Origin of the sequence: Streptomyces sp. NBC_01429, from assembly GCF_036231945.1 — a bacterium.
Lineage (GTDB): Bacteria > Actinomycetota > Actinomycetes > Streptomycetales > Streptomycetaceae > Streptomyces.
This window is the reverse complement of the sequence record NZ_CP109599.1, coordinates 6,508,646-6,532,475: the sequence shown is the minus strand read 5'-3', so window position 1 is coordinate 6,532,475 and position 23,830 is coordinate 6,508,646. Positions and strand designations below refer to the sequence as shown.

Below are 23,830 nucleotides of genomic sequence, written 5' to 3'. Positions count from 1 at the left end.
AACCGGACAGCTGACGAGCCGCAGAGCCGGCGAGAGCTGAAGAGGAGTTAAGTATGAGCACCCTGCAGAGCGTCCCCGCACTGGGGACGCACCCGGCCGGCGGTTCCCTGCCGAGCCGCGCCGAGACCCGGGACCAGCTGTCCAACGCGACATACGACCTGCTGGTGATCGGCGGCGGCATCCTGGGCATCTCCACCGCCTGGCATGCCTCCCAGTCGGGACTGCGGGTGGCCCTGGTGGACGGCGGCGACTTCGCCGGCGCCACCTCCTCCGCTTCCTCGAAGCTGCTCCACGGCGGACTGCGCTACCTCCAGACCGGCGCGGTCAAGCTGGTGGCGGAGAACCACTTCGAGCGGCGCGCGGTGTCCCGGCAGGTGGCGCCCCACCTGGCCAATCCGCTCACCTTCTATCTGCCGGTCTACAAGGGCGGCCCGCACGGCGCCGCCAAGCTCGGCGCCGGCGTCTTCGCCTACTCCGCGCTCTCCGCGTTCGGGGACGGCGTGGGCCATGTGATCAGCCCGGACAAGGCACGGCAGGCCGTGCCCGAGCTGCGCACGGACAACCTCAAGGCCGTGGCCGTGTACGGCGACGACCAGATGAACGACGCGCGGATGGCGCTGATGACGGTCCGCGCGGCCGTCGACTCCGGCGCCACCGTCCTCAACCACGTCTCGGTCACCGGGCTGCGCTTCACCCAGGGCCGGGTCACCGGCGCCGAGCTGAAGGACCGGCTCGACGGTACGGAGTTCGGCGTCGACGCCCGGCTGGTGCTCAACGCCACCGGCCCCTGGGTCGACCACCTGCGCAAGCTGGAGGACCCGAACGCGGCGCCCTCCATCCGGCTCTCCAAGGGCGCCCACCTGGTCCTCAAGCGCACCGCGCCGTGGAAGGCCGCGCTGGCGACGCCGATCGACAAGTACCGCATCACCTTCGCCCTCCCCTGGGAGGACATGCTGCTGCTCGGTACGACCGACGAGGAGTACGAGGGCGAGCCCGGCGACGTCGCGGTCAACGAGAAGGACATCCACCAGATCCTGGACGAGGCGGCCTTCTCCGTACGGGACCAGCAGCTCAGCCGGGATCTGATCACCTACTCCTTCGCGGGGCTGCGCGTCCTGCCCGGCGGCCCGGGCGACACCTCCAAGGCCAAGCGCGAGACGGTCGTGACGGAGGGCAGCGGCGGCATGCTGTCGGTCGCGGGCGGCAAGTGGACGACCTTCCGCCACATCGGCCGCACCGTCCTGAAGAAGCTGGAGTCCCTGCCGGGGCATCCGCTCGGGCAGGGCATGGAGCCGGTCTCCCAGCTGCCGAAGAAGCTTCCGCTGCCGGGCATCGCGAGCCCGAACGCCGTCGCGCACCGGCTGCTGATCGACGGCGGCGGTACGGGCCCGTCCATGGCGGTCGACACGGCCCGCCATCTCGCCACCCACTACGGGTCGCTGGCCTTCGACATCGTGCGGCTGGCGAACGAATACCCCGAGCTGGGCGAGCGGATCCACCCGGACGCCCCGGAGATCTGGGCGCAGGTCGTCTACGCCAGGGACCACGAGTGGGCCGAGACCGCGGACGACGTACTGCGCCGCCGTACCACCCTGACCATCCGCGGCCTGGACACCGACCCGATCCGCGCCAGGGTCGCGGAGTTGCTCGGCGAACGGGCCTGACCGGCGAGGCGTCGCGGGCGGTACCCGTCCGGGACGCCCCGTAGGCGCGATATGAGGGACGCTCCCCACGGGAGCGTCCCTCATCCGCGTTCGCGGCGCGCATAATGGGGCCGATACATCGGATGTCTGGAGGTCCCCGTGGCTGTTACCGACGAGGCCATCGAGAAGATCAAGGGAATGATCGTCTCCGGCGCGCTGCGGCCGGGCGACCGTCTCCCCAAGGAGAGCGAACTCGCCGCCGAGCTGGGGCTGTCCCGCAATTCGCTGCGCGAGGCGGTGCGGGCGCTCTCGCTCATCCGCATCCTCGACGTACGCCAGGGCGACGGCACGTACGTCACCAGCCTCGACCCGCAGCTGCTGCTGGAGGCGATCGGCTTCGTCGTGGACTTCCACCGGGACGACACGGTGCTGGAGTTCCTGGCCGTACGCCGCGTCCTGGAGCCCGCCGCCACGGCGATGGCCAGCGGCCGGATCACCGACGAGGAGCTGGACTCGCTCGACGCCCAGCTCGCCGCGCTGGGGCCGGAGCCCTCGGTGGAGGCGCTGGTGGCGGCGGACCTGGAGTTCCACCGGGAGATCGTGCGCCACTGCGGCAACACGGTCCTCTGCTCGCTCCTGGACGGACTCTCCGGACCGACCACGCGGGCCCGGGTCTGGCGCGGGCTGACCCAGGAGGACGCCGTCAGCCGCACGCTCCACGAGCACCGGGCGATCCTCTCGGCGCTCCGCGACCGGGACGCGGAGGCCGCCAGGTCCTGGGCGACCGTTCATATCGCGAGCGTCGAGATGTGGCTCAAGTCGGCGCTGTGACGTCCTGGGTCGTGACCAGCGGGCCGCGGCCAACCGGCCGCGGCCACCGGGCCGCGCGGCCTACGGCGCGGCGGCGGGGCGCAGCCGCAGTCCCTGCATGCCGCCGTCGACCGCGAGCGCCGTGCCCGTGACAGCGGCGGCGGACGGACCGGCGAGATAGGCGACGGCCGCCGCCACCTCGGCCGCGCCGACCAGCCGTCCGGTGGGCTGGCGCGCTTCGAGGGCGGCGCGCTCGGCCGCGGGGTCCTCGGCGCGGTCGAGCAGCCGGCCGACCCAGGGGGTGTCCGCCGTACCGGGGTTGACGCAGTTGACGCGGATGCCCTCGCGGACATGGTCGGCGGCCATCGCCAGGGTCAGCGAGAGGACCGCGCCCTTGCTGGCGCTGTAGAGGGCGCGCTGCGGCAGCCCGGCGGTGGCGGCGATCGAGCAGGTGTGAGTGATCGAGACGCAGCCGGGCCGCGCGCCGGCGGAGCGGCGCAGATGCGGCAGGGCGTGCCGGGCGGTGCGGACCATGCCGAGGACGTTGACGTCGAGGACCCGCCGCCACTCCTCGTCGGGGTTGTCGGCGACGGTGCCGACGGCGCCGATCCCCGCGTTGGACACGACGGTGTGCAGCGCGCCGAACTCCTCGGCCGCCCGGTCCACCGCCGCCCGTACCGCCGCGTCGTCGGTGACGTCGGCGGCGAGGGCGAGGGTTCCTGCGGGCGCCCCCTCGGTCTGCCGGTCCAGCACGGCGACCCGCGCGCCGCGCTCCAGCAGCAGCGCCGCGACGGCCGCGCCGATGCCCGAGGCACCGCCGGTGACCAGCGCGCCGAGCCCCTCGAAGTCCCTTGCCCCGGTCATGCGGTGGCCTCCTGGATCGTGCGGCGGGCCGCCCAGACGGGCCCGTCCGGATAGCTGTGCTCGGCGATGGAAGCGGGCAGCATCCGGGCGGAGAAGCCCGGTGCGGTGGGGGCGGTGTAGCGGCCGTCGGTGATCACCACGGGGTCGGCGAAGTGCTCGTGGAGGTGGTCGACGTACTCGATGACCCGGTCGTCCCGGCGCCCGGAGACGGCGATGTAGTCGAACATCGCGAGGTGCTGGACGAGTTCGCAGAGTCCGACGCCGCCCGCGTGCGGGCAGACGGGCACGCCGAACTTGGCGGCGAGCAGCAGGATCGCGAGATTCTCGTTGACCCCGCCGACCCTGGCCGCGTCGATCTGGACGTAGTCGACGGCCCCGGCCTGGAGCAGCTGCTTGAAGATGATCCGGTTGGCGGCGTGCTCGCCGGTGGCCACCTTGACCGGCTGTCCGGCCCGTACGGCGGCGTGCCCGAGGATGTCGTCGGGGCTGGTCGGCTCCTCGATCCAGTGCGGGTCGTACGGGGCGAGCGCGGCCATCCAGCGCAGCGCGTCGGGGACGTCCCAGCGCTGGTTGGCGTCCACGGCGATGCGGATGCCGGGGCCCACGGCGGCGCGGGCCAGCTTCATCCGCCGTACGTCGTCGTCCAGATCGGCGCCGACCTTGAGCTTGATCTGCTGGAATCCGTCGGCCACCGCCTGTTCGGCGAGGGTGACGAGCTTGGTGTCCGAGTAGCCGAGCCAGCCGGGCGAGGTGGTGTACGCGGGGTACCCGTCGGCGCGCAGCCGGGCGGTCCGCTCGGCGCGGCCGGGTTCGGCGGCGCGCAGGATCTCCAGCGCCTCGTCCGGGGTGAGCGCGTCGGTGAGGTGGCGGAAGTCGACGAGGGAGACCAGTTCCTCGGGTGTCATCGAGGCGAGGAACTCCCAGACCGGCAGGCGCGCGTTCTTGGCGGCCAGGTCCCAGGCGGCGTTGAGGACGGCGCCCGCCGCCATGTGCGTCACGCCCTTCTCGGGACCGAGCCAGCGCAGCTGCGAGTCGTGGGTGAGCGCGCGGGAGAGGGCGGCGAGGTCGGCGGCGGTGCGGGGCGCCGGGCGGCCGAGGACGTAGGGGCGCAGCGATTCGATGGCGGCGGCCATGACCTCGTTGCCGCGCCCGATGGTGAAGCAGAAGCCGTGCCCTTCCGGGCCGGCGGCCGAGTCCGGGCCCGAGGCGTCCGTACCGGTGGTACGGAGGACCACGTAGGCGGCCGAGTAGTCGGGATCAGGGTTCATGGCGTCGGAGCCGTCGAGCTGTTCCGAGGTCGGAAAACGGACGTCGTGAACCTCGAACCCGGTGACGGTCTGAGTCATGCGCGCCCCTCGATGAGAACATCGGATCTCTTGCGGTCATCCGATGTATAGCCTCGGAAGGGCCGGAGCGTCCAGGGCCGGGACGAAAATCAGGGGCAGCGCTCGGATGAATCCAGGGAGAAGTGGATAGGGAGAGGGGGAACTTTCTCCGTTCCGCGACCCGGTAGGGCGAAGTTCACCCGGCCGTGCACGGGGCTGCGGGCGGGGACGGGGAAAGCCGTAAGGTTGGTGCGTACGAAAGGGAACTTCGGAAGGAGGCACTGGGTGATCGAGCTCGACGGGGTTCCCGAGCTGATCGACCCGGTCATGGTGGCCGCGTTCGAGGGCTGGAACGACGCGGGCGACGCGGCCTCCACAGCGGTGGGTCATCTGCACCGGGAATGGAAGGGCGAGGTGTTCGCGGCGCTGGACGCCGAGGACTACTACGACTTCCAGGTCAACCGGCCGACGGTCTACCTGGAGGGCGGCCAGCGGAAGATCACCTGGCCGACCACCCGGCTCTCCGTGGTCCGCGTGGGCGGGGAGAAGCCCCGTGACCTGGTTCTGGTGCGCGGCATCGAGCCGTCCATGCGCTGGCGCTCGTTCTGCAACGAGCTGCTGGGCTTCGCCCATGAGCTGGGCGTGGAGATGGTGGTCATCCTGGGCGCGCTCCTCGGCGACACCCCGCACACCCGGCCGGTGCCGGTCAGCGGGGTCACCTCGGACGCGGACCTGGCCAGGACGATGGACCTGGAGGAGACCCGGTACGAGGGGCCGACCGGCATCGTCGGCATCCTCCAGGAGGCGTGCACGCACGCGGGCGTGCCGGCGGTGAGCCTGTGGGCCGCCGTGCCGCACTACGTCTCGCAGCCGCCCAACCCGAAGGCGACGCTGGCGCTGCTCAACCGTCTTGAGGATCTGATCGGTCTGCGGGTCCCGCAGGGCGAGCTGGCCGAGGACGCGCGGGCGTGGCAGCTGGGGGTCGATCAACTGGCCGCCGAGGACACCGAGGTGGCGGAGTACGTCCAGTCGCTGGAGGAGGCGCGGGACACCGCCGAGCTGCCCGAGGCGACCGGCGAGGCCATCGCCAGGGAGTTCGAGCGGTATCTGCGGCGTCGCGACGGCGGTCCGGGGCAGGCTCCCGGCAGTCATGCCACGGAGAGCGGTGACGGGACGTCATATCTGCGCGACACCCCGGGCACCGGGCGGGCCCGCCCGCAGAAGCCGCCGCGCGGAGGTCCCGACACGGGCAAGGACCCGGAGCAGGGACCCGATCCGGAGGCGGATCCGCCGGCCGACGAGGGCGATCCGCCCAAGGACTGAGGCGGAGCCGCACAACGCGGACAGCACGGACAGCGCGGAAGCACGCGCGTGGGAACGGAAGTGGGGCGGCGCCACCGGGCGCCGCCCCACCGTGTTGTCCGTGTCATCCGTACGACGTGGTGCCGTGCGTACGGTCCGTGCCGTGCGTGCGGTGCTACAGCGCGACGCCGAGCAGCGCGTCGACCGTGCGGGAGACCACGCCGGGCGCGCCCTCCTCCGTACCGCCCGTGGCGTCCTGGAGGGCGGCCCAGCGGTCGACGGCCGCGAGCGCCGCGGGTGCGTCGAGGTCGTCCGACAGCGCCTCGCGCACCTCTTCGACCAGCGCCTCGGCGGGCGGCCCGTCGGGCCGCGACACCGCGGCCCGCCAGCGCGCCAGCCGCTCGACGGCGTCCTGGAGGACCTGGTCCGTCCACTCCCAGTCGGAGCGGTAGTGGTGGGCGAGGAGCGCCAGCCGGATGGCCGCCGGATCCACGCCCTCGCGGCGCAGCGCCGACACGAAGACGAGATTGCCCCTGGACTTGGACATCTTCTCGCCGTCCAGGCCGACCATCCCGGCGTGCACATACGCGCGAGCGAACGGGTGTTCCCCCGTCAGCGCCTGGGCGTGCGAGGCGCCCATCTCGTGGTGCGGGAAGGCCAGATCGCTGCCGCCGCCCTGGACATCGAAGCCCATGCCCAGGTGGTCGAGCGCGATGGCGACGCACTCGATGTGCCAGCCGGGCCTGCCGCGACCCAGCGTGCCGCCGTCCCAACTGGGCTCGCCCGGCCGGGCGGCCAGCCAGAGCATCGGGTCGAGGGGGTTCTTCTTGCCGGGCCGGTCGGGGTCGCCGCCGCGCTCGGCCGAAAGCAGCCGCATCGCCTCGGCGTCGAGCCGCGACACCTCGCCGAAGTGCGGATCGGCCGCCACGGAGAAGTAGACGTCGCCGTCGAGTTCGTACGCGGCGCCGGCCTCGATCAGCCGCTCCACCAGCGGCACGATGCCCGGTATCGCCTCGACGGCACCGATGTAGTGCCGGGGCGGGAGCATGCGCAGGGCGGTCATGTCCTCGCGGAAGAGCGCCGTCTCGCGCTCAGCGAGCCCGACCCAGTCCTCTCCGTCGCGGATCGCCCGCTCCAGCAGCGGATCGTCGACATCGGTCACGTTCTGGACGTAGTGAACCTGCCGCTTCGTGTCGAGCCACACGCGCTGCACGAGGTCGAACGCGTTGTAGGTCGCCGCGTGACCCATGTGGGTCGCGTCGTACGGCGTGATGCCGCAGACGTAGATACGGGCGACGGGACCGGGCGCGAGGGTGACGCGGCCGTCGGTCGACGTGTCGTGAATCGAGAGGTCGCGGCCCTTGCCGGGCAGGGCGGGGACCTCGGAAGCGGGCCAGGCATGCATGTCATGAGCGTAACCGGATGGAACTTCCGGATACGAACCGGATACGCGGTGATGGCCGGTTGGGCCCTCTTGCGCGATGCGCCGGAAGCTGGTTCCGGGGTACGGCCGCAGGCCGCCCCGGCGGTCAGCGGCCCGCGCTCACACCGGAGGCCAGGGAATCGGCGGCCACTGTCCCGACGGCTCGGGGTGGCGGCCGGTGTGTCGCAGCTCACGGACCCGGGCGCGTACGGCGTCGGTCTCGGCCGCGGTGAGGAGTTCGGCCAGTCGGGTGGCGAGGGGCGTGCCGGGGGCGAGGGCGTCCGCGAGCCGGGCCAGTACCGCAGTCGCCTGGTCGGTCAGCGGCTCGCCCGCCCAGCCCCACAGCAGGGTGCGCAGCTTGTCGTCCGCGTTGAAGGTGACGCCGTGGTCGATGGCGTACAGCCGTCCGTCGGGCGCGGGCAGCAGATGGCCGCCCTTGCGGTCGCCGTTGTTGATCACCGCGTCGAGCACGGCGAGGCGCCGCAGCCGCTCGTCGTCGGCGTGCACCAGCAGGGCGGTCTTCCCCTCGCCGACCTCGGCGAGGCCGATGGCCTTCCAGCCCTCGCCCGGCTCCTCCTCCTCGATGAGGGCCAGCAGGGGCCCCGGGGAATCGGTGTCGGTGTCGGTGCCCGTATCGGAACCGGCGTCGGGCTCGGTGTCGATCCACAGCTGGCACATGCCCTCGCCGTACGGCCCGTCCCGCAGCACGGTCGGCGGAACGAGACCCCAGCCGGTCGCCTCGGAGACCTCGTACGCCGCCACCTCGCGCTGGGCGAGGGTCCCGTCGGGGAAGTCCCACAGGGGCCGCTCCCCCGCGACCGGCTTGTAGACGCAGTGGGCCTCCCTGCCCTCGTACGCGACGGAGCAGTAGAGCACCGCGTTGGACGCCTCACGGATCCGGCCCCGTACCGTCAGCTCCCCCTTGGCGAGCAGATCGACCACGCTCACGCTCCGCGGCGGTATCCGTTCTGGCGCGGGCATACGTGTCCTTCCGGGTCGAGCGGCAGGCTGCACAGGGGGCACGGCGGCCGGCCCGCGTTGACCACGTCCAGGGCGCGCTTGGCGAAGGCCCTGGCCTGGGCGCCGGAGAGCCGGACGCGGAGCATCGGCGGACCGTTCTCCTCGTCCTGGAGCAGCCGCTCCTCGGCCTCGGCCAGATCCTCGTCGGTGTCGGCCTCCAGCTCGACGAGCGCCTGCGCCTCGATGATCATGCGCTGCTCGTCGCCGTCCCAGGCCAGCGCCATGGTGCCGACCCGGAACTCCTCCTCGACCGGAGCGTCGAGCGGGGCGGAGTCGGAGATCTCGGAGGGCGCCATGGCCGGTACGGGGGCATTGCCCCCGGTGCGGCGCACGACCTCGTCGAGCAGCTCGTCGATGCGCTCGGCGAGCGCCGCCACCTGGGTCTTCTCCAGGGCGACGCTGGTGACGCGCCCGGCGGCGGAAGCCTGGAGGAAGAACGTACGGCGTCCAGGCAGCCCGACCGTACCGGCCACGAAGCGGTCCGGTGGGTCGTAGAGGAACACCTGACGGGACACGTCCTGTCTCCCTTGGAAAATCGTCGGAAACGGAAAATCAGCTACGGAACAGGGCGGACCGGGGGCCCGGGAAGGGCCGCCCTGATCGCGCGGACGGCGCGTCCACCCTACTGCGCCGATCGATCACGGTGCTCCCGCGCCGCCGCCCACCACCCCGGTCGCGCCACCGCCGCTCTCGCGCGGCGCCAGCCCGCCGAGATCCCCCGTGTCGCCGAGCCGCAGCACAAACGGGCGCAACCGGGTGTAACGGATGGCGGTCACCGAACACGGGTCCACATGGATCCGCTGGAAAAGATCGAGATGCATCCCCAGGGCGTCCGCCACAAGGGACTTGATGACGTCTCCGTGGGAGCACATCACGAAGACGGCGTCCTCGCCGTGCTCCTCCTCCACGCGCGCGTTCCACTCCCGTACCGCCTCGACCGCGCGTGTCTGCATCGCGCGCATCGACTCGCCGCCGGGGAACACGGCGGCGGACGGGTGCTGCTGGACGACCGCCATCAGCGGCTCGTCGGCCAGCTCGGCGAGCTTGCGGCCCGACCAGTCGCCGTAATGGCACTCGCCGATCCGCTCGTCGGTCCGTACCTCGGTCCCGGGCCTGGCGTCGAGCAGCGGCTGGAGCGTCTCCAGACAGCGCTGCAAGGGGCTGGAGACGACGGCGGCGAGCGGCACCCCCGCCAGCCGCCCCGGCAGCCCGGCGGCCTGCGCGGCGCCGCGCTCGTCGAGGGCGACGCCGGGCGTCCAGCCCGCGAGCAGCCCGGCGGTGTTGGCGGTGGACCGTCCATGACGTACGAGGATCAACGTGGCCATGCCCGCAAGCCTATGGCGCGTGCCGGATGCGCGGGGCGCCGGACGGAGGCCGCCGGGGGCCGCGGGTGGCCGGAGGAAGGTCGGGGGAGGTCAGGGGGTGCGGCCGGGACCGGAAAAGGGAAGAATGCCCGCCGTGATCGTGGACTGCGCCATTTACCGCGACGGACGCCGCACCGACGGGCCCGCCGACTTCTCCGACGCCCTCGCCGAGGCACGGGCCGAGGGCGACGCGTTCCTGTGGCTCGGGCTGCACGAGGCCACCCCGGCCGAGTTCGAGAGGGTGAGCGGCGAGTTCGGGCTGCATCCGCTGGCCGTGGAGGACGCGCTCACCGCGCATCAGCGGCCCAAGCTGGAGGTCTACGACGACTCGCTCTTCATGGTCCTCAAGCCGGTGGCCTACGACCCGCGGAGCGACGCGGTCACCACGGGCGAACTGATGGTCTTCATAGGGGACTCCTTCGTGGTCACCGTCCGGCACGGCGAGGGGGCCGCGCTGGCGGCCGTACGGCGGCGCCTGGAGGCCGAGCCCGAGGTCCTCAGACACGGCCCCACCTCCGTCATGTACGCGGTCAGCGACGCGGTCGTCGACCACTACATCGAGGTGGCCGGGGAGCTCCAGGTCGATCTGGAGGAGCTGGAGGCCGACGTCTTCGCGCCGGACGGCGGCGACAGCGGGCCCGGCACCCGGGCCGCCGGCCAGGGGACACCGACCGCCGCCCGGATCTACAACTTCAAGCGGCAGGTGCTGGAGTTCCGCCGCGCCACCGGGCCGCTGGGCGCGCCGATGGCCCGGCTGGCGGGCGCGGGGGTGCCCTTCGTCCATGAGCACGCGCAGCCGTTCTTCCGCGACGTCAACGACCATCTGCTGCACGCCAACGAGCAGGTGGAGGGGCTCGACCGGCTGCTCTCCGACATCCTCTCGGCGCATCTGGCGCAGATGGGCGTGCGGCAGAACGACGACATGCGCAAGATCTCGGCCTGGGCCGCCATGGCGGCCGTCCCGACGATGGTCGCGGGCATCTACGGCATGAACTTCAAGCACATGCCGGAGCTGAAGTACGTATGGGCCTATCCGACCGTGATCGTCTTCATGGCGGTCGTGGTCTTCGGCCTCTACCGGCAGTTCAAGCGGCGCGGCTGGCTCTGACCCGATCGCGCGGGCCGCTCGTCGCGTGAGCCGCTCAGAAGACCGGGGCCGCGGCCGCGGGACGGCCGAGGGGGTCGCGGCGCTCCGGCATCCTGAGCGTGACCATCCGGCGCCAGCCGACGAGGCGTTCGTACCCGTACATCGCGCGGATCCCCGCCGCGAGCAGCGCCGCCTTGGGCGGCGGCCAGCCCAGGAGGCGGCCCATCCGGTCCATCACGGCGAGGCTCACCTCCCGGTAGACCTCGATCTCGGCGAGGGCGCACTCGCGCAGCACCCGTTGGATCAGCGGGCCCCGGCCCGCCCGCGCCAGCCGCAGCAGCTCCTCGTTGCAGTAGGCGAGATGGTTGTCCTCGTCGGCGCTGATCGCCCTGACGGCCCTGCCGACCTCGGGATGGTCACCGAAGTACCTGACCAGCATCCTCATCTGGTCGGAGGCCCGCTGCTCGGTGATCCGGCTGTGCGCGAGGTAGACGACGACGTCCTCCTCGGTCAACGGCCGGTCCCCGCGCAGCTTGACGTGCGTGAGCCCGATGCCCCGCCGCTCCAGCAGCATCGTGTAGTCGGTCTCCGGCGGCACCTCGACGGGGTCGAGGCGGCGCTTGCGCAGCAGGGCGTCGAAGATCCGTCCGTGCTTGTCCTCGTCCGTGCCGTGCCGGGTGATCCTGGGGGCGAGGTCCCGCATGGACGCGGGCACCAGAGCGGCGATCCGGCTGTTCTCCCAGCCGCCCTGGGCCTCGCCGCTGGCCGCGATGGAGCAGAACAGCCGGTAGGAACGGTCGTTGTCCAGGATCTCCTGGAACAGACTCCGGGCCGAGAGCACCACTGCCGCCTCCATCGCCGCCATCCATCGGGACAGACCCCGAACAGACCCCCGGACATCGAGTCAAGAGGGGTACGGGGCGACCGGCAACAGGTGCGCCGTTCCGCTGAGCCGAAAGAAGGAGTACGGGGATCCGTCCGGCGCGTAACCGACGGCACCCGGAGGCGTTGTTGTAAGCGACGGCCGTGGCGGGGAAGACACCCCGAGCCCCCACCACGGCCGCGGACTCATGAGGCCAGGCCGGCCCGCTCCAGGGCCTGCGTGCCGACGCGCAGCGCGTTGAGCCGCTCGTCGAGGGTGAAGCCGGCCGGGGCGAGGGTCAGCGTGGTGACGCCGGCGGCGGCGTACTCCCGCATCCGGTCGGCGATCCGGTCGACCGTGCCCAGCAGCGTGGTCGAGTCGATCAGCTGGTGCGGTACGGCGGCCGCGGCGCCGTCCTTGTCGCCGGAGAGGTACTTGTCCTGGATCTCCGCGGCCTCCTTCTCGTACCCCATGCTCCCCGCGAGCCGGTTGTAGAAGTTCTGGCTGCGGCTTCCCATGCCGCCCACGTACAGGGCGGTGTACGGGCGGAACGTGTCGGCCAGCGCGTGGACGTCCTCGCCCACCGCGAGCGGGACGGTGGGACAGACGTCGAAGCCCTCCATGGTCAGCCCGGCCTTCGCGCGGCCCGCCCGCAGATGGCTGATCGCCGTCTCCTCCAGGTGCGCCGCCGAGGGGAAGATCAGCAGCGCGCCGTCGGCGATCTCCCCGGTCTGCTCCAGGTTCTTCGGGCCGATCGCGGCGATGTAGAGCGGGATGTGCTCGCGCTCCGGGTGGACGGTGAGCTTCAGCGGCTTGCCGGGGCCGCCGGGCAGCGGCAGCGTCCAGTGCGCGCCTTCGTAGGAGAGCCGTTCGCGGCTCATGGCCCGGCGGACGATCTCGACGTACTCCCGGGTGCGGGCCAGCGGCTTGTCGAACTTCACGCCGTACCAGCCCTCGGAGACCTGCGGTCCCGAGACACCGAGGCCGAGCCGGAACCGGCCGCCGGACAGGGAGTCGAGGGTGGCCGCGGTCATCGCCGTCATCGCCGGCTGGCGCGCCGGGATCTGGAGGATCGCGGACCCCACGTCGATGGACTCGGTCTGCGCGGCGACCCAGCTCAGGACGGTCGGAGCGTCGGAGCCGTACGCCTCGGCGGCCCAGCAGACGTCGTAGCCGAGCCGGTCCGCCTCCTGCGCGACCGCGAGATTGTCGCTGTCCATCCCCGCGCCCCAGTAACCGAGGTTGATGCCGAGCCGCATAGCCACTCCCTTGCCGAATACCGATGAGACACCGATGAGCCGATGACCCGATGAACGGGCACTGATTACCGATGAGTAACGTCCCTGTGTGCGGGACTCTAGCGCGCCGTCCCGGCATCCGTCAGGGCCCCGTTGTCCACAGGCTCTCTCGGCGTGGTGCCATGGCCAGTAATCTCAACGGCCATGGAGCAGAGGCATCTCGGCCGTACCGGCCTGCGTGTGTCCAGGATCGGGCTCGGCACCCTGACCTGGGGACGGGACACCGACGAACACGACGCCGCCGACCAGTTGAAGACATTCTGGGAAGTCGGCGGCACGCTGATCGACACGGCGGACGTGTACGGCGGCGGGGAGGCCGAATATCTGCTCGGCCGCCTCGTCGAACGGCTCGTACCGCGCCGGGATCTGATCATCGCGACGAAGGCAGGCAGTGTGCCCGATCCGTACCGCCGCTTCGACGGGTCGCGGGGGTATCTGCTCTCCGCGCTGGACGCGTCGCTGGAGCGGCTGGGGACGGACTACGTGGATCTGTGGCAGATCCACGCCTTCGACACCGACACACCGCTGGAGGAGACCCTCAGCGCGCTGGACATCGCGGTCACCAGCGGCCGGGCCAGATACGCGGGGGTGTCGAACTACTGCGGCTGGCAGCTGGCCAAGGCCGCCACCTGGCAGCTCGCCGCGCCCGGGATACGCACCCGGCTGGCCAGCACCCAGATGGAGTACTCACTGCTCCAGCGCGGAGTGGAGCGCGAGGTGCTGCCCGCAGCGAGCGACCTGGAGGTCGGGCTGCTGCCCTCGTCCCCGCTCGGCCGCGGGGTCCTCACCGGCAAGTACCGGCACAGCACACCGCCGGACTCGCGGGGCGCGTCCGAGCAGATGGCGCCGTTCGTCGAGCCTTATCTGGACGAGGCGGCGCGACGGATCGTGGACGCCGTCGTGACGGCCGCAGAGGGGCTGGCAGCGACGCCCCTGGAGGTGGCGCTGGCCTGGGTCAGGGACCGCCCCGGGGTCGTGGCGCCGATCGTGGGCGCGCGCAACGCACAGCAGCTCACGGCCGCGTTGTCAGTGGAGAGCCTTAGTCTTCCTGACGAGATCTGCCAGGCGCTCGACGATGTGTCGGCGCCCGTGCACCGCTATCCCGATCAGGACTGGAGCACGCTGTGAGTACGGACCGCGACCCCGCCGCCGTGGCGGAGGCCGAGCCGGTGCCCGAGCCCGCCGACCGGGCCGCCGACGACGCCACCGAGCCCGCGCCGGACGACGAAGGTACGAACGGCGAGGCTGCGAACGGCGGCGACGGTACGGAGCCCGGTGGCACGGACGCCGATGGCGCCGACTCCGGGGATACCGGCTCCGCCGGGGAGAAGTCCGGGGACGACGCCGAGGCCGCGGCCGCCTTGTCGGAGGCCGCGGCCGAGTTGGCCGCGCAGCGGGAGCTGCGGGAGCGGATCGAGCGGCGGAAGGCGGAGAAGGAGGGGCCGATCCCCGCCGGGACGAAGCTGAGCGGACAGGCCGCCGATCTGCTCGCCGCCGTACGGGCCATGGAGAGCGGCGCCCCCGTGGATCCGTCCCTGCTGGCGCGTGCGGCGCCCGAGCGGGCTCCCGAGGCCCCCGTCGGCCCGCCGCGGCCCGAGGCGTCCCCCGGGGCCCCGGGGGACGTCTCCGCGCCCTCCTCGGCCGGCGCCCAGGACCATGCCCCCGTCCACTCCGCGGCTGCCTCGTCCGGGGCGCGGGCCACACCGCCCGAGGCCATGGCCGCCGTCCGGGCCGTGCTCGGGGAGGGCGGCGCCCCGGAGGCGCTCGCCGGGCAGCTGTGCGACGCGCTCGGGGAGCGGGCCGCCGACGCGCTCCGCGAGAACCCGTGGCTGCTGCTCTCCGCTCCGGGGGTACGGCCTGAGCAGGCCGACGGATTCGCCCGGGCGCTGCTGGGGGCGGCGTGCGGCCCCGGTGACGAGCGCAGGGCCGCCGCGCTCGTCGGCCGGCTGCTGGAGCGCGCCGCGCTGCGCGGTCACACCGCGCTGGAGGCGTCCTCGGTGCGCGAGGCGCTCGCCGGGCACGCGGTGCCCGATCCGGACGCGGCGGTGCGGCACGCCGTCGCCGAGGGGGCCGTGCTGGTCTTCCAGGACGGTGCGCAGGACGGTGACGACGGTACGGAGTCGGCCCCCGGCGAGGAGGACAGCCCGGAGGCGGCCACGGACCACGCGCCGGCCTCGGTGCTGCTGGGACTCGACCGGTACGCGCTCGCCGAGGAGAGCCTCGCGGACGGGCTCGCGCGGCTGATCAAGACCGGCCAGGAAGTCTCCGGCGCCGCCGGGGAGTCCTGGGCCGAGGCGGCGGCCGGGGCCCCCTCCCCCTCGGCGGCCGAGCTGATCCGCGCCGTCGCGGGCCACGCGCTCGTGCTGCACACCGGCGGCGAGGCGGCGCGCGCCGAGCCGGTCGCCCTGGCCATGGCCGCGCGCGCTCTCGGGCTGCGCGCGCTCGTCGCGGTCCACAGCGAGAACGGCCGAGCGCGGCTGGGCGCCGACGTCGGCGCGGTCACCGTGGCCGGGCTGCTCGCCGGGGCCCAGGGCCCGGGGCGGGACGCCGAGGGCGCCTTCGCGCTGGACCTCCTCGTGGTGCTGGACGCGCCGCAGCTGGACGTGGAGACGGCCGCGATGCTCGTGGAGTCGCTGCCGGACGCCGCCCGGCTCGTGCTCAGCGGCGATCCCGGGGTGCTGTGGTCGGCGGGAGCGGGCCGGGTGTTCGGGGATCTGCTCGCGGCCGGAGTGTGTCCGCGCGTCGCCTCCCGTACCCCCGATCCCGGACCGGTGGGCGAGCTGGTGTCGGGGATCGGCATCGGCGAGCTGAACCAGGTCGAGGCGCCCGGCAAGGAGGTGGTGATCGTCCCGGTCCGTGACGCGGGCGAGGCCGTGCACCGCACGGTGCAGCTGGTCGCCGAGTCGGTGCCGCGCGCCTTCGGCGTGGAGCCGGGACAGACGCAGGTCATCACGGTGGGCCATGGCGGCTCCGCCGGTACGCGCGCCCTGAACGCGGCCCTCAAGCAGCGGCTCAATCCGGGTCCCGGCGCGTTCGGCGGCTTCGACCCGGGCGACAGCGTCGCCTACGTACCGGCGCCGGGCCGGACCCTTCGCGGCACGGTGCTCTCGGCGGACGCCGAGGGGCTGCGGCTGGACTGCGCGGGCGAGGCTGTCGTCGTCCCCCGGGACCGCGTCGAGTCGGCCGTACGCCACGGCTGGGCCCTCACCGCGCACCAGGCGGCGGGGATGCGCTGGCCCGCGGCGGTCGTCGTACTCCCGGGCGACGCGGCGCCGGGTCTCAGCCGCCCCTGGGTCTACACGGCCTTCGGCCGGGGCGAGCGCCATCTGTCGGTGGTCCACGGCGTCGACCAGGCGCTGGCCCGCGCCGTGGCGGACATCCCCTCAGAGGACCGCACCACCCGGCTGCGTCCGCTGCTGGAAGCGCTGCTGGCTCCGGCGGCACAGCCGGGGTGATGCCCGGCGCCGGCCCCTCCCGGGCGCGCCGTGCCCCGGGGGGGCGGACCGGCGGGAGGGCGGCGGACCGGCGGCCCCGCGCGGATGCCGCCGGAGCCGTCAGGCGTCCTGTTCCTCCAGGTCGTCCAGGTCCGCGTCGAGGTCGTCCTCGTCGAAGACCGCGCTGACGTCGAACCGGCACACCACCTGCTGGGGGTCCGCCTGCTCGAAGGGGGCCGACAGCCACTCCCCCGGTTCCGAGAGTTCGTCCGCCGCCGCGACCCAGAGTGTGGAATCGCCCTCTTCGAGGCCGAATTCCTTGTGCCGGGAGGCGATCTCGTCCGGTTCGTACTCGCCGAAGAGCACTCCGAGCGCGGCGTGCACACTGCCGCCCACCACGGCTCCGGTGTCACTGTCGCGCTCCACATCGGCGATGCGCTGTGCCTGTGCGAGCAGCCGCTGCGGCTCCGCCACCGCGTAGTCACGCCGGATCAGCACGCTGAGGGCGTTGGGCTCCTCGGGACCGTTGTAGGGCGGCAGGGAGTCGTCCGGGTCCGGGATCTCGAAGGGGGTGACCTCGTCGTAACGGTTGTAGAGCCGCTCGTCGTAGACCTCGGCGGCGACGGCGAGGGCGTTGAACGCGTCGGAGACCGCCGGGTCGTCCTCGCCCGTACGGTGTTCGACCGCTGCCAGGTGGCGGTCCAGGGCGGCCTTGACCGCCTCGGCGGCAGCGCGTACCTCGGCAGCGGTGGGCTGCGCAGCATCAGACATAGTGCAGACGCTATCCGTACCGGGGCTCTGCCCGCACAATAGATGCGATGCCGGAATACGAATTTGTCGACGTGTACGTGCCGCGCGGGGTCTCCCGCAAGGATGCGGCCCGTCTGCTCACCGATCGTGCCGAGTACGGGCACTGGGAACTGGACCGTCTGAGTCTGCACCGGGACGGCAGCCGCAGAGTGCGGCTGCGCCGGCGCATCATCCGCCAGGTGCGCGCCACCTGGTGAGCACGGCGGAACGGGCCCCGCTGTTGCGGAGCCCGCCCTTGGTGTCCTCTCGCGACGCCGACCACGGCCACTGACCGCGAGAGCGGCCGGTGCGTGCCGTGTCCGCGCCGCGTGCGTTCTCCCCGCCTGCGTCCGACTACGCGGAGGCGCGGGCGCGGCGGTAGAGGATGGTGCCCGCGAGCAGCATGCCGGCGCCCACCGGGATCGCGATGCCGAGGCCACCGGCACCGGTCGACGCGAGCAGCTCCTTCTCTGCCTCCGGCTTGGTCTCCGGCTGCGCGACGGTCTGCGTCTCCGGGGTGTTCGGAGTGTGCGGAGCCGGCGGGACGGTGCGCGGCTCGGTCGGCTCACCGGGCTTGCCCGGGGTGCCGGGCTCACCGGGCTTCTCGGGCTGGACCGGCGGCGGGGTGACGGGCGACTCGACGTTCGCGCAGCCGTTGCCGAAGGTGGGGTTCAGCAGCCCGACCACGTCGATGCTGTTGCCGCAGGCGTTGATGGGGATGTCGATCGGCACCTGGACGTTGTTGCCGGAGCCGACGCCCGGCGAGTTGGCCGTACCGCTCCCGGCGTGCGACCCGCCCGCGTGCGAGCCGCCGGCCGGCACGGTGTGCGTGGCGCCGGGGTGCGAGCCGCCCTCGTGGGAGCCGCCGTGTGCCGGAGTGGTGTGGGCGCCGCCGCCGTGCGCGTCACCGTATCCGCCGGACGGCTTGCCCGACGTGTTGGCGCACTTGTTGCCGAAAGCCGGGTTGAGCACCCCGACGACATCGACGGTGTTGCCGCACACATTGACCGGAACGTGCACCGGCACCTGGACGTTGTTCCCGGACAGCACGCCCGGAGAATTCGCCGCGGTGCTACCGGCTCCGGCGTCCGCCTGCGCGTAGCCGCCGCCGAGGGCGAGCACGCCGCCCGCCGCCGCCACGGTGATCAGGCTCTTGCGCGTGACCTGCCTCATTGCTTCGATCCCTGCCTTCTGCCTTGGTGACTGCCCTGGGCATCGGTGCCGGGGCAGGATGCCCAGCGGCCCCGGAGCGCAAGGCGCGCGCTCCGGGGCCGGGGCCGGGCTCAGACCCTCACGGGCGAGAGCTACGACGTCACTTGTTGATGCAGACGTTGCCGAAGCTGGGGTTCAGCAGCCCGATCACGTTGATGGTGTTGCCGCACACGTTCACCGGAACGTGAACGGGGATCTGGACAACGTTGCCCGAGAGCACACCGGGGGAACCGACGGCGGCGGCCTGCGCACCGGAGTCGGCGACGGCCATGCCCGCGCCCGCGAGCACGAGACCACCGGTGACAGCCGCAGCAGCGACGACCTTCTTGATCATTCTTCCTCCTTGGAGAGCACATGCGGCCCCAGCCGCGGACCGCACATCTGTAACGAGGAAGGATCAAGGAGGCTACGACCGTTTGGCGGCATTCACTCTTCTGCGGTGCATACGCACACGCTGGCGAATTACGGAGCGGTCGGACGCCCCCGCCACCCGGCGGTGATCCGGGCGCGCTCCCGCCACAGCCGCACCCCGGGCCCGTCCGGATCCCACCGCCGGCAGAAGCTCTCGAACCACGCGCACCGGTCCGTCGGCGTGGCGTGGATACGGCTCAGGACCTCTCCGCACGCCCGCAGGACCGCGGCCGCGTGCCCCGCGTCCAGCAGCTCCTGTCCGGGCGTTCCGGGGACGAAGCCGAGTGTGAGGGTGCGGATGTCCGCCCCGAGGACGGGCGGCACCGGCAGCCGGCCGCGCAGCCGGGTCAGCGGGAGCCGTTCGCGGTCGAGCCTCAGGGCGGAATCGGGGCCGTCGTAGGTCTTCTCCACGACGGCCCCGTCACCGGCCGTGCGATTGGTGCAGCCGTGCGACAGCGGACGCACCGGCCGCTCGTCAGCTGTGGTCGATGAACCGGTCCAGCACGCGCACACCGAACTTGAGGCCGTCCACCGGCACCCGCTCGTCGATGCCGTGGAACATCCCGGCGAAGTCCAGCTCCGGCGGCAGCTTCAGAGGGGCGAAGCCGAAGCCGCGGATGCCGAGGTCGTCGAAGGACTTGGCGTCCGTACCGCCCGACAGCATGTAGGGAACGGCCCGCGCGATCGGGTCCTCCGCCGAGAGCGCCGTCTGCATGGCGTCCACCAGCTTCCCGTCGAAGCTGGTCTCCAGCGCCTTGTCGCCGTGTACGTCCTCGCGCTTGACCCGGGGGCCGAGGATCCGGTCGAGGTCGGCGAGGAACTCCTGCTCGTACCCCGGCAGGAACCGGCCGTCGACGTGGGCGGTGGCCTGGCCGGGGATCACGTTCACCTTGTAGCCGGCGCCGAACATGGTGGGCGCCGCCGAGTTGCGCAGGGTGGCGCCGATCATCTTCGCGATACCGCCGAGCTTGGCGAGCGTGGCGTCCATGTCCTCCGGGTCGAGCGGGGTGCCGAGCGCGTCGGACAGCTCGTCCAGGAACGACCGTACGGTCTTGGTCACCCGCACCGGCCACTGGTGCCGGCCCAGCCGCCCCACGGCCTCGCACAGTTCGGTGATCGCGTTGTCGTTGTTGGTCATCGAGCCGTGGCCCGCGGTGCCGTCCACCGTGAGCCGCATCCAGTGCATGCCCTTCTGGGCCGTCTCGACCAGATAGAGCCGCAGGTTCTCGTTGACGGTGAAGGAGAAGCCGCCGACCTCGCTGATCGCCTCCGTGACGCCCTCGAAGAGCCCGGGGTGCTTGTCGACCAGGAACCGCGCGCCGTACGTACCGCCCGCCTCCTCGTCGGCGAGGAAGGCGAGCACGATGTCGCGCGGGGGCTTGCGACCGCTGCGCATCCGGTCCCGTACGACCGCGAGGGTCATCGCGTCCATGTCCTTCATGTCGACCGCGCCCCGGCCCCACACGCAGCCGTCCGCGATCTCACCGGAGAAGGGATGGTGGCGCCAGTCCTCGGCGTTGGCCGGGACGACATCGGTGTGCCCGTGGATGAGCAGGGCCGGCTTGGAGGGGTCCTCGCCCTCGATCCGGGCGACGGTGGAGGCGCGGCCCTTGTGCGACTCGAAGATCTGCGGTTCGAGCCCCACCTCGGCGAGCTTCTCCGCCACGTACTCGGCGGCGGCCCGTTCCCCGGGTCCCGAGTGGTCGCCGTAGTTGCTGGTGTCGATCCGGATCAGATCACGGCAGAGGTCGACGACCTCGTCCTCGCCCGAAACGGTCCTGCCCGCGTTCGGCTCGCTCACGCTGCTCACTCCCACGGTCATCACTGGTGGTCCTCGGCCCGGTCCCGGGCTGCTGGTCCCTCACATACTCCCGCGATCCACTCCGGCGCCCAAGGCCGGACCCCGCCCGTCACACGCCCGTCACACAGGACCGGGCCAGGACCGGACCAGGACCGGGCCGTGATCGGGCACCCCCGAATGTTTGCTATGGTTTTCCACGTCGGAACGCCCCAGGGCGGCCCGGCAGACACCTGGTCCGGGTGGCGGAATGGCAGACGCGCTAGCTTGAGGTGCTAGTGCCCTTTATCGGGCGTGGGGGTTCAAGTCCCCCCTCGGACACCAAGGTCATCCGACCAAATGAAGCCGGTCAAAGCGACGCTATGTCGCTTTGACCGGCTTTGTTGTTGTGGTGGACGTGATCTGGCCCTCTGTGGGTTCGCAGAGGGCCGGATGTGTTTGTGCTGGTCAGGTGTGGTGTGTGGGGTGGGGTGAGTTAGCTTTCGGGGCTTGGGTTGGGGAGGTAGCCGTTGGGGGTCCAGTGGTGGGGGTTCTTGAGTGTGTGGCGGTTGGAGGACCGGCGGCGGGCGGGGAGGTCGCCTGTCTGGAGGGTGTCAAGCCAGCTTGCGAGTTTGCGGTGGTTGGCGTGGGCGAGTTGGAAGGCCAGGAGGAGCGACTGGGCAGCGATGCCGCGGATACGGCGGGTGCGGCTGCGTTCGATGGCTTCGTGGTCCTTGGCGTAGGCGTTGAAGTGTTCGACGCGGTTGCGCAGGCGGAAGTAGTGGTGGACCCAGGGGGCGAGGCCGTGGTCGAGTTCCTGCCAGTAGCGGATGCCGGTGTCGCGGGCGAAGGTGAGTGACTGTTTGCGGCAGATCTCGGGCGGTCCTGCGGGGGTGGGGGTGATGTCGACGACGGGCAGGTGGTGGCCCTTGCCGAGGCTGCGCGCTTTGAGGGGGCAGGCGACGGTGGGGTGGGTGCCGGCGGCGGGGCAGAGCATGCGGCGGGCGCCGCGCTGGTCGGGGGCGGCTTTGGGGCGCAGCCGGTAGGCGGCGCGTGCGTGGATGCGGGTGTGCCAGGTGGCCTGGTCGATCTTCTTGGCCAGGAGGTCGGCGGTGGTGGTGATGAGGGGTTCGGGAAGGCTGGGGCAGTACCAGGTGCCGTCGATGAGGAGAGCGCCGGCGTGGGATTCCTGGATGCCGAGCTGGTCGGTGCGGTAGTCCCAGACGGGTTTGTAGCCGAGGTCACGGACGGGGATGTGGAAGTCCTCGGGCTTGGCGGCGTTGTAGGCGCGGTCGGCGGCGAGCCAGCCGGGTTGGTAGCCGCGCCGGGCGATGTTGCGCAGGGCGGTGACGGCGTTGCCTGCCGGGTCGTGGCCGGGTTTGTGGAGGGTGAAGGCGAGGGTGAGGGCGGGCAGCCGCAGGTCGTCCGTGTGGGTTGGTGGGGGTGTGCCGCCGCGGGGTGTGGTGGAGGTGGCGCCGGTGACGACGAGGGTGGCTTCGTAGCCGTAGAGGATGCGTTTGGCCTTCTTCGGCTTCCCGGTGCCGGTGGGTGTGTCGGCGGGGTCGCGGTGGTTGCCTTCGCGGACGTAGAAGGCGGCATCGGGGTCGGTGGAGGTGTGCGGTGCGGTGGTGCTGACGCCGCGTGAGAATGTGCGGATCGGGGTGGCATCCACGGCGGCCGAGCCGTCCCAGAACTCTTCGATGACGGGCCTGGCGGGGGCGAGGGAGGCTTCGAGGAGGCGGTTGGTGATCTCGACGAGCAGGCGGCGGCGTGCGGCGAGTCCTTCCGGGTCTGCCTCTTGCTCCATGCGCAGTGCGGCGGCGCGCGTCAGGCGGTGTTTGGGCAGTGGGGAGGGGTCCATCACCGCTTCGGCTGCGTGGAAGGCGCGCCGTACGGCGAGGTAGGCGGCTTCGAAGCCGGCTGCGTCGTCGGGCCAGGCGGGCAGGGCGAGTTGGGCGCGGGTGGCGGGGGTGAGCTGTTGGGCGAGGATGTCGGCGACCTCGGCGAGGACGACGCGTCCCTGGTTGCGCCAGGAGTCGAGGGTCATGGCGATGAACAGGGCGTGGAGGCTGATGGTGCGGGTGCGGCCTGCGGGGGATTTGCGGGCGCGCTGCTGTGCGTGGTGCAGCAGAGGGATGATGCCGGAGCGGTCGACGAACTGGCGGGCGCGGGTGAATTCGGCGGCCCTGACGCTCTGGCGGCGCTCGCGCAGCTGCTTCAGCCAGGTGGGTGTGCCGGCGCAGTGGCCGGGGCGCGGGGTGCGGGCTGTGGTCACGGCATCTCCCTGAGGACGGTGTGGGCCTGCTCGGCGCTGGTGCCTGCGAGGTAGGGCAGGAGGCGGGAGAGGGCGTGGAGCGAGTCGAGGCCCGCCGCGGCGAGCAGGACGGGCAGGGGGATGGGGACGTTCATGCGTTCCACCAGCCAGGTGGCGCGGCAGCGGCCCATGACCAGGCGCGGCACCCGCGGGTCCTGGTTGGTTCGGTAGACGAGATCGGTGATGGTGTTGCTCTTGCGCGCGAAACAGCCGGGACGGAAGAGGAACCGCTCCTGGGCGTGGCGGGCCGCGTCCGCGAGCGTGCGTTCGTAGGGCCGTGAGCAGATGACCAGGCGCGCGCGTCTGCCGCGGACGGCCAGGACGCAGGTGCCGTCGTCCAGTACACGGATGTCGGGGCCGCGTAGCGGGATGACTTCGGAGGTGTCGAGTCCGCAGCCGAGTCCGAGTGCCAGCAGGAGGCGCAGGCCCCTGCGTAGTTCGTCGGTGGACTGGCCGCCGGCCCAGGCCCACAGTCCGGCTTTCTGGTGGGGGGTGTAGGGCTGGGAGGGGTCGGAGGCGCCGAGCGCTACGGGGCGGCCGCCGGGGAGGTCCGGGCCGTAGACGGCGTGGCGGATCGTGGTGAGGCAGGCCCGGTAGTTCGCACGGCAGGACTTCTTCACATTCAGGCAGCCCGTCGCGGTGAAGTGCTCGACCATGGACGGCTCCAGCCAGCGCCGGGCATCGGCGGGAATGCCCAACTGGTGGGCGAAGACGGCGAGGCGGGTCAGGGCGGTGAGGAGGTCCCGGGCGCGGTGGGTGGTGAGGGGTGCGGCGCGCGAGACGGTGGCGCGGACCTCGTCGGCGACGTGTTCCCAGGCCGGTGGCGCGTTGACGGGCCGGTACTGAGCGATACGACGCTCCATCAGCATCCTCCAGACAAACACCCCGGAAGGGA

Annotated in this window: 22 protein-coding genes and 1 tRNA gene; 8 read left to right on the top strand and 15 right to left on the bottom strand. The window is 72.2% G+C overall.

Annotation, left to right across the window (positions count from 1 at the left end):
* The first annotated feature begins 53 nt into the window (after positions 1-53).
* Complete coding sequence (locus tag OG627_RS28815) at positions 54-1,664, top strand: glycerol-3-phosphate dehydrogenase/oxidase (RefSeq protein WP_329069986.1); 1,611 nt, start codon at positions 54-56, stop codon at positions 1,662-1,664.
* A gap of 138 nt (positions 1,665-1,802) precedes the next feature.
* The gene (locus OG627_RS28810; RefSeq protein WP_329069983.1) at positions 1,803-2,474 is read left to right on the top strand and encodes a FadR/GntR family transcriptional regulator; all 672 of its coding nucleotides are present in this window, start codon (positions 1,803-1,805) and stop codon (positions 2,472-2,474) included.
* Positions 2,475-2,534: 60 nt separating this feature from the next.
* On the opposite strand, the gene OG627_RS28805 is transcribed toward OG627_RS28810, so the two are convergent.
* Positions 2,535-3,317: an SDR family NAD(P)-dependent oxidoreductase gene (locus tag OG627_RS28805; protein ID WP_329069981.1), complete on the bottom strand. Its 783-nt coding sequence runs from the start codon at positions 3,315-3,317 to the stop codon at positions 2,535-2,537.
* Positions 3,314-4,663, bottom strand: a complete 1,350-nt coding sequence (locus tag OG627_RS28800; RefSeq protein ID WP_329069979.1) for an enolase C-terminal domain-like protein — start codon at positions 4,661-4,663, stop codon at positions 3,314-3,316. Before OG627_RS28800 ends, OG627_RS28805 begins: the two co-directional genes overlap by 4 nt.
* Positions 4,664-4,927: 264 nt before the next feature.
* On the opposite strand from OG627_RS28800, the gene OG627_RS28795 reads away from it, so the two are divergent.
* Positions 4,928-5,965 carry a PAC2 family protein gene (locus OG627_RS28795; RefSeq protein ID WP_329069977.1) on the top strand — a complete coding sequence of 346 codons (1,038 nt, stop codon included), beginning with the start codon at positions 4,928-4,930 and terminating at the stop codon, positions 5,963-5,965.
* A 154-nt stretch (positions 5,966-6,119) separates the two neighbouring features.
* Here OG627_RS28795 and mshC read toward each other — a convergent pair whose 3' ends face one another.
* The 4 genes from mshC to OG627_RS28775 form a co-directional block, all read right to left on the bottom strand.
* Positions 6,120-7,349 carry a cysteine--1-D-myo-inosityl 2-amino-2-deoxy-alpha-D-glucopyranoside ligase gene (gene mshC, locus OG627_RS28790; protein WP_329069975.1) on the bottom strand — a complete coding sequence of 410 codons (1,230 nt, stop codon included), beginning with the start codon at positions 7,347-7,349 and terminating at the stop codon, positions 6,120-6,122.
* Between the two features lie 138 nt (positions 7,350-7,487).
* A complete protein-coding gene (locus OG627_RS28785) occupies positions 7,488-8,348 on the bottom strand; it encodes an SCO1664 family protein (RefSeq protein ID WP_329069972.1) in 861 nt (286 codons plus the stop codon).
* Positions 8,312-8,902 (bottom strand): DUF3090 domain-containing protein, encoded by a 591-nt coding sequence (locus tag OG627_RS28780; RefSeq protein WP_329069970.1) that lies wholly within the window; start codon positions 8,900-8,902, stop codon positions 8,312-8,314. The genes OG627_RS28785 and OG627_RS28780 overlap by 37 nt, the downstream gene beginning before the upstream one ends.
* A gap of 123 nt (positions 8,903-9,025) precedes the next feature.
* Positions 9,026-9,712 (bottom strand): histidine phosphatase family protein, encoded by a 687-nt coding sequence (locus OG627_RS28775; protein ID WP_329069968.1) that lies wholly within the window; start codon positions 9,710-9,712, stop codon positions 9,026-9,028.
* 124 nt (positions 9,713-9,836) lie between these two features.
* On the opposite strand from OG627_RS28775, the gene OG627_RS28770 reads away from it, so the two are divergent.
* Positions 9,837-10,859, top strand: a complete 1,023-nt coding sequence (locus tag OG627_RS28770) for a magnesium and cobalt transport protein CorA (RefSeq protein ID WP_329069966.1) — start codon at positions 9,837-9,839, stop codon at positions 10,857-10,859.
* A gap of 34 nt (positions 10,860-10,893) precedes the next feature.
* On the opposite strand, the gene OG627_RS28765 is transcribed toward OG627_RS28770, so the two are convergent.
* Entirely contained in the window at positions 10,894-11,679 is a 786-nt protein-coding gene (locus tag OG627_RS28765) for a ferritin-like domain-containing protein (RefSeq protein ID WP_329073065.1), read from the bottom strand.
* A 227-nt stretch (positions 11,680-11,906) separates the two neighbouring features.
* Positions 11,907-12,959 (bottom strand): LLM class F420-dependent oxidoreductase, encoded by a 1,053-nt coding sequence (locus OG627_RS28760; protein ID WP_329069964.1) that lies wholly within the window; start codon positions 12,957-12,959, stop codon positions 11,907-11,909.
* Positions 12,960-13,142: 183 nt separating this feature from the next.
* Between OG627_RS28760 and OG627_RS28755 the strand changes: the two genes are divergently transcribed.
* Positions 13,143-14,126, top strand: a complete 984-nt coding sequence (locus OG627_RS28755; protein WP_329069963.1) for an aldo/keto reductase — start codon at positions 13,143-13,145, stop codon at positions 14,124-14,126.
* Entirely contained in the window at positions 14,123-16,453 is a 2,331-nt protein-coding gene (locus OG627_RS28750) for a helix-hairpin-helix domain-containing protein (RefSeq protein WP_329069961.1), read from the top strand. Before OG627_RS28755 ends, OG627_RS28750 begins: the two co-directional genes overlap by 4 nt.
* 99 nt (positions 16,454-16,552) lie before the next feature.
* On the opposite strand, the gene OG627_RS28745 is transcribed toward OG627_RS28750, so the two are convergent.
* Positions 16,553-17,203, bottom strand: coding sequence for a hypothetical protein (locus OG627_RS28745; RefSeq protein ID WP_329069959.1), 651 nt, complete (start codon positions 17,201-17,203; stop codon positions 16,553-16,555).
* Positions 17,204-17,250: 47 nt separating this feature from the next.
* Here OG627_RS28745 and OG627_RS28740 point away from each other — a divergent pair, with 47 nt between their 5' ends.
* Positions 17,251-17,439 (top strand): DUF5703 family protein, encoded by a 189-nt coding sequence (locus tag OG627_RS28740; RefSeq protein WP_329069957.1) that lies wholly within the window; start codon positions 17,251-17,253, stop codon positions 17,437-17,439.
* 136 nt (positions 17,440-17,575) lie between these two features.
* Here the strand turns inward: OG627_RS28740 and OG627_RS28735 are convergent, their stop codons facing one another.
* From OG627_RS28735 to OG627_RS28720, 4 genes are all read right to left on the bottom strand, one after another.
* Positions 17,576-18,394 carry a chaplin gene (locus OG627_RS28735; protein WP_329069955.1) on the bottom strand — a complete coding sequence of 273 codons (819 nt, stop codon included), beginning with the start codon at positions 18,392-18,394 and terminating at the stop codon, positions 17,576-17,578.
* 139 nt (positions 18,395-18,533) lie between these two features.
* Positions 18,534-18,767, bottom strand: a complete 234-nt coding sequence (gene chpH / locus OG627_RS28730; RefSeq protein ID WP_329069953.1) for a chaplin ChpH — start codon at positions 18,765-18,767, stop codon at positions 18,534-18,536.
* Positions 18,768-18,895: 128 nt separating this feature from the next.
* Complete coding sequence (locus OG627_RS28725) at positions 18,896-19,309, bottom strand: phosphotransferase (RefSeq protein WP_329069951.1); 414 nt, start codon at positions 19,307-19,309, stop codon at positions 18,896-18,898.
* A 10-nt stretch (positions 19,310-19,319) separates the two neighbouring features.
* The gene (locus tag OG627_RS28720) at positions 19,320-20,645 is read right to left on the bottom strand and encodes a M20/M25/M40 family metallo-hydrolase (protein WP_329069950.1); all 1,326 of its coding nucleotides are present in this window, start codon (positions 20,643-20,645) and stop codon (positions 19,320-19,322) included.
* A gap of 233 nt (positions 20,646-20,878) precedes the next feature.
* On the opposite strand from OG627_RS28720, the gene OG627_RS28715 reads away from it, so the two are divergent.
* A tRNA-Leu gene (locus tag OG627_RS28715) sits at positions 20,879-20,966 on the top strand.
* Positions 20,967-21,117: 151 nt separating this feature from the next.
* Here the strand turns inward: OG627_RS28715 and OG627_RS28710 are convergent.
* Positions 21,118-22,896, bottom strand: coding sequence for a hypothetical protein (locus tag OG627_RS28710; protein WP_329069948.1), 1,779 nt, complete (start codon positions 22,894-22,896; stop codon positions 21,118-21,120).
* Complete coding sequence (locus OG627_RS28705; protein ID WP_329069946.1) at positions 22,893-23,798, bottom strand: hypothetical protein; 906 nt, start codon at positions 23,796-23,798, stop codon at positions 22,893-22,895. The genes OG627_RS28710 and OG627_RS28705 overlap by 4 nt, the downstream gene beginning before the upstream one ends.
* Positions 23,799-23,830: the final 32 nt, after the last annotated feature.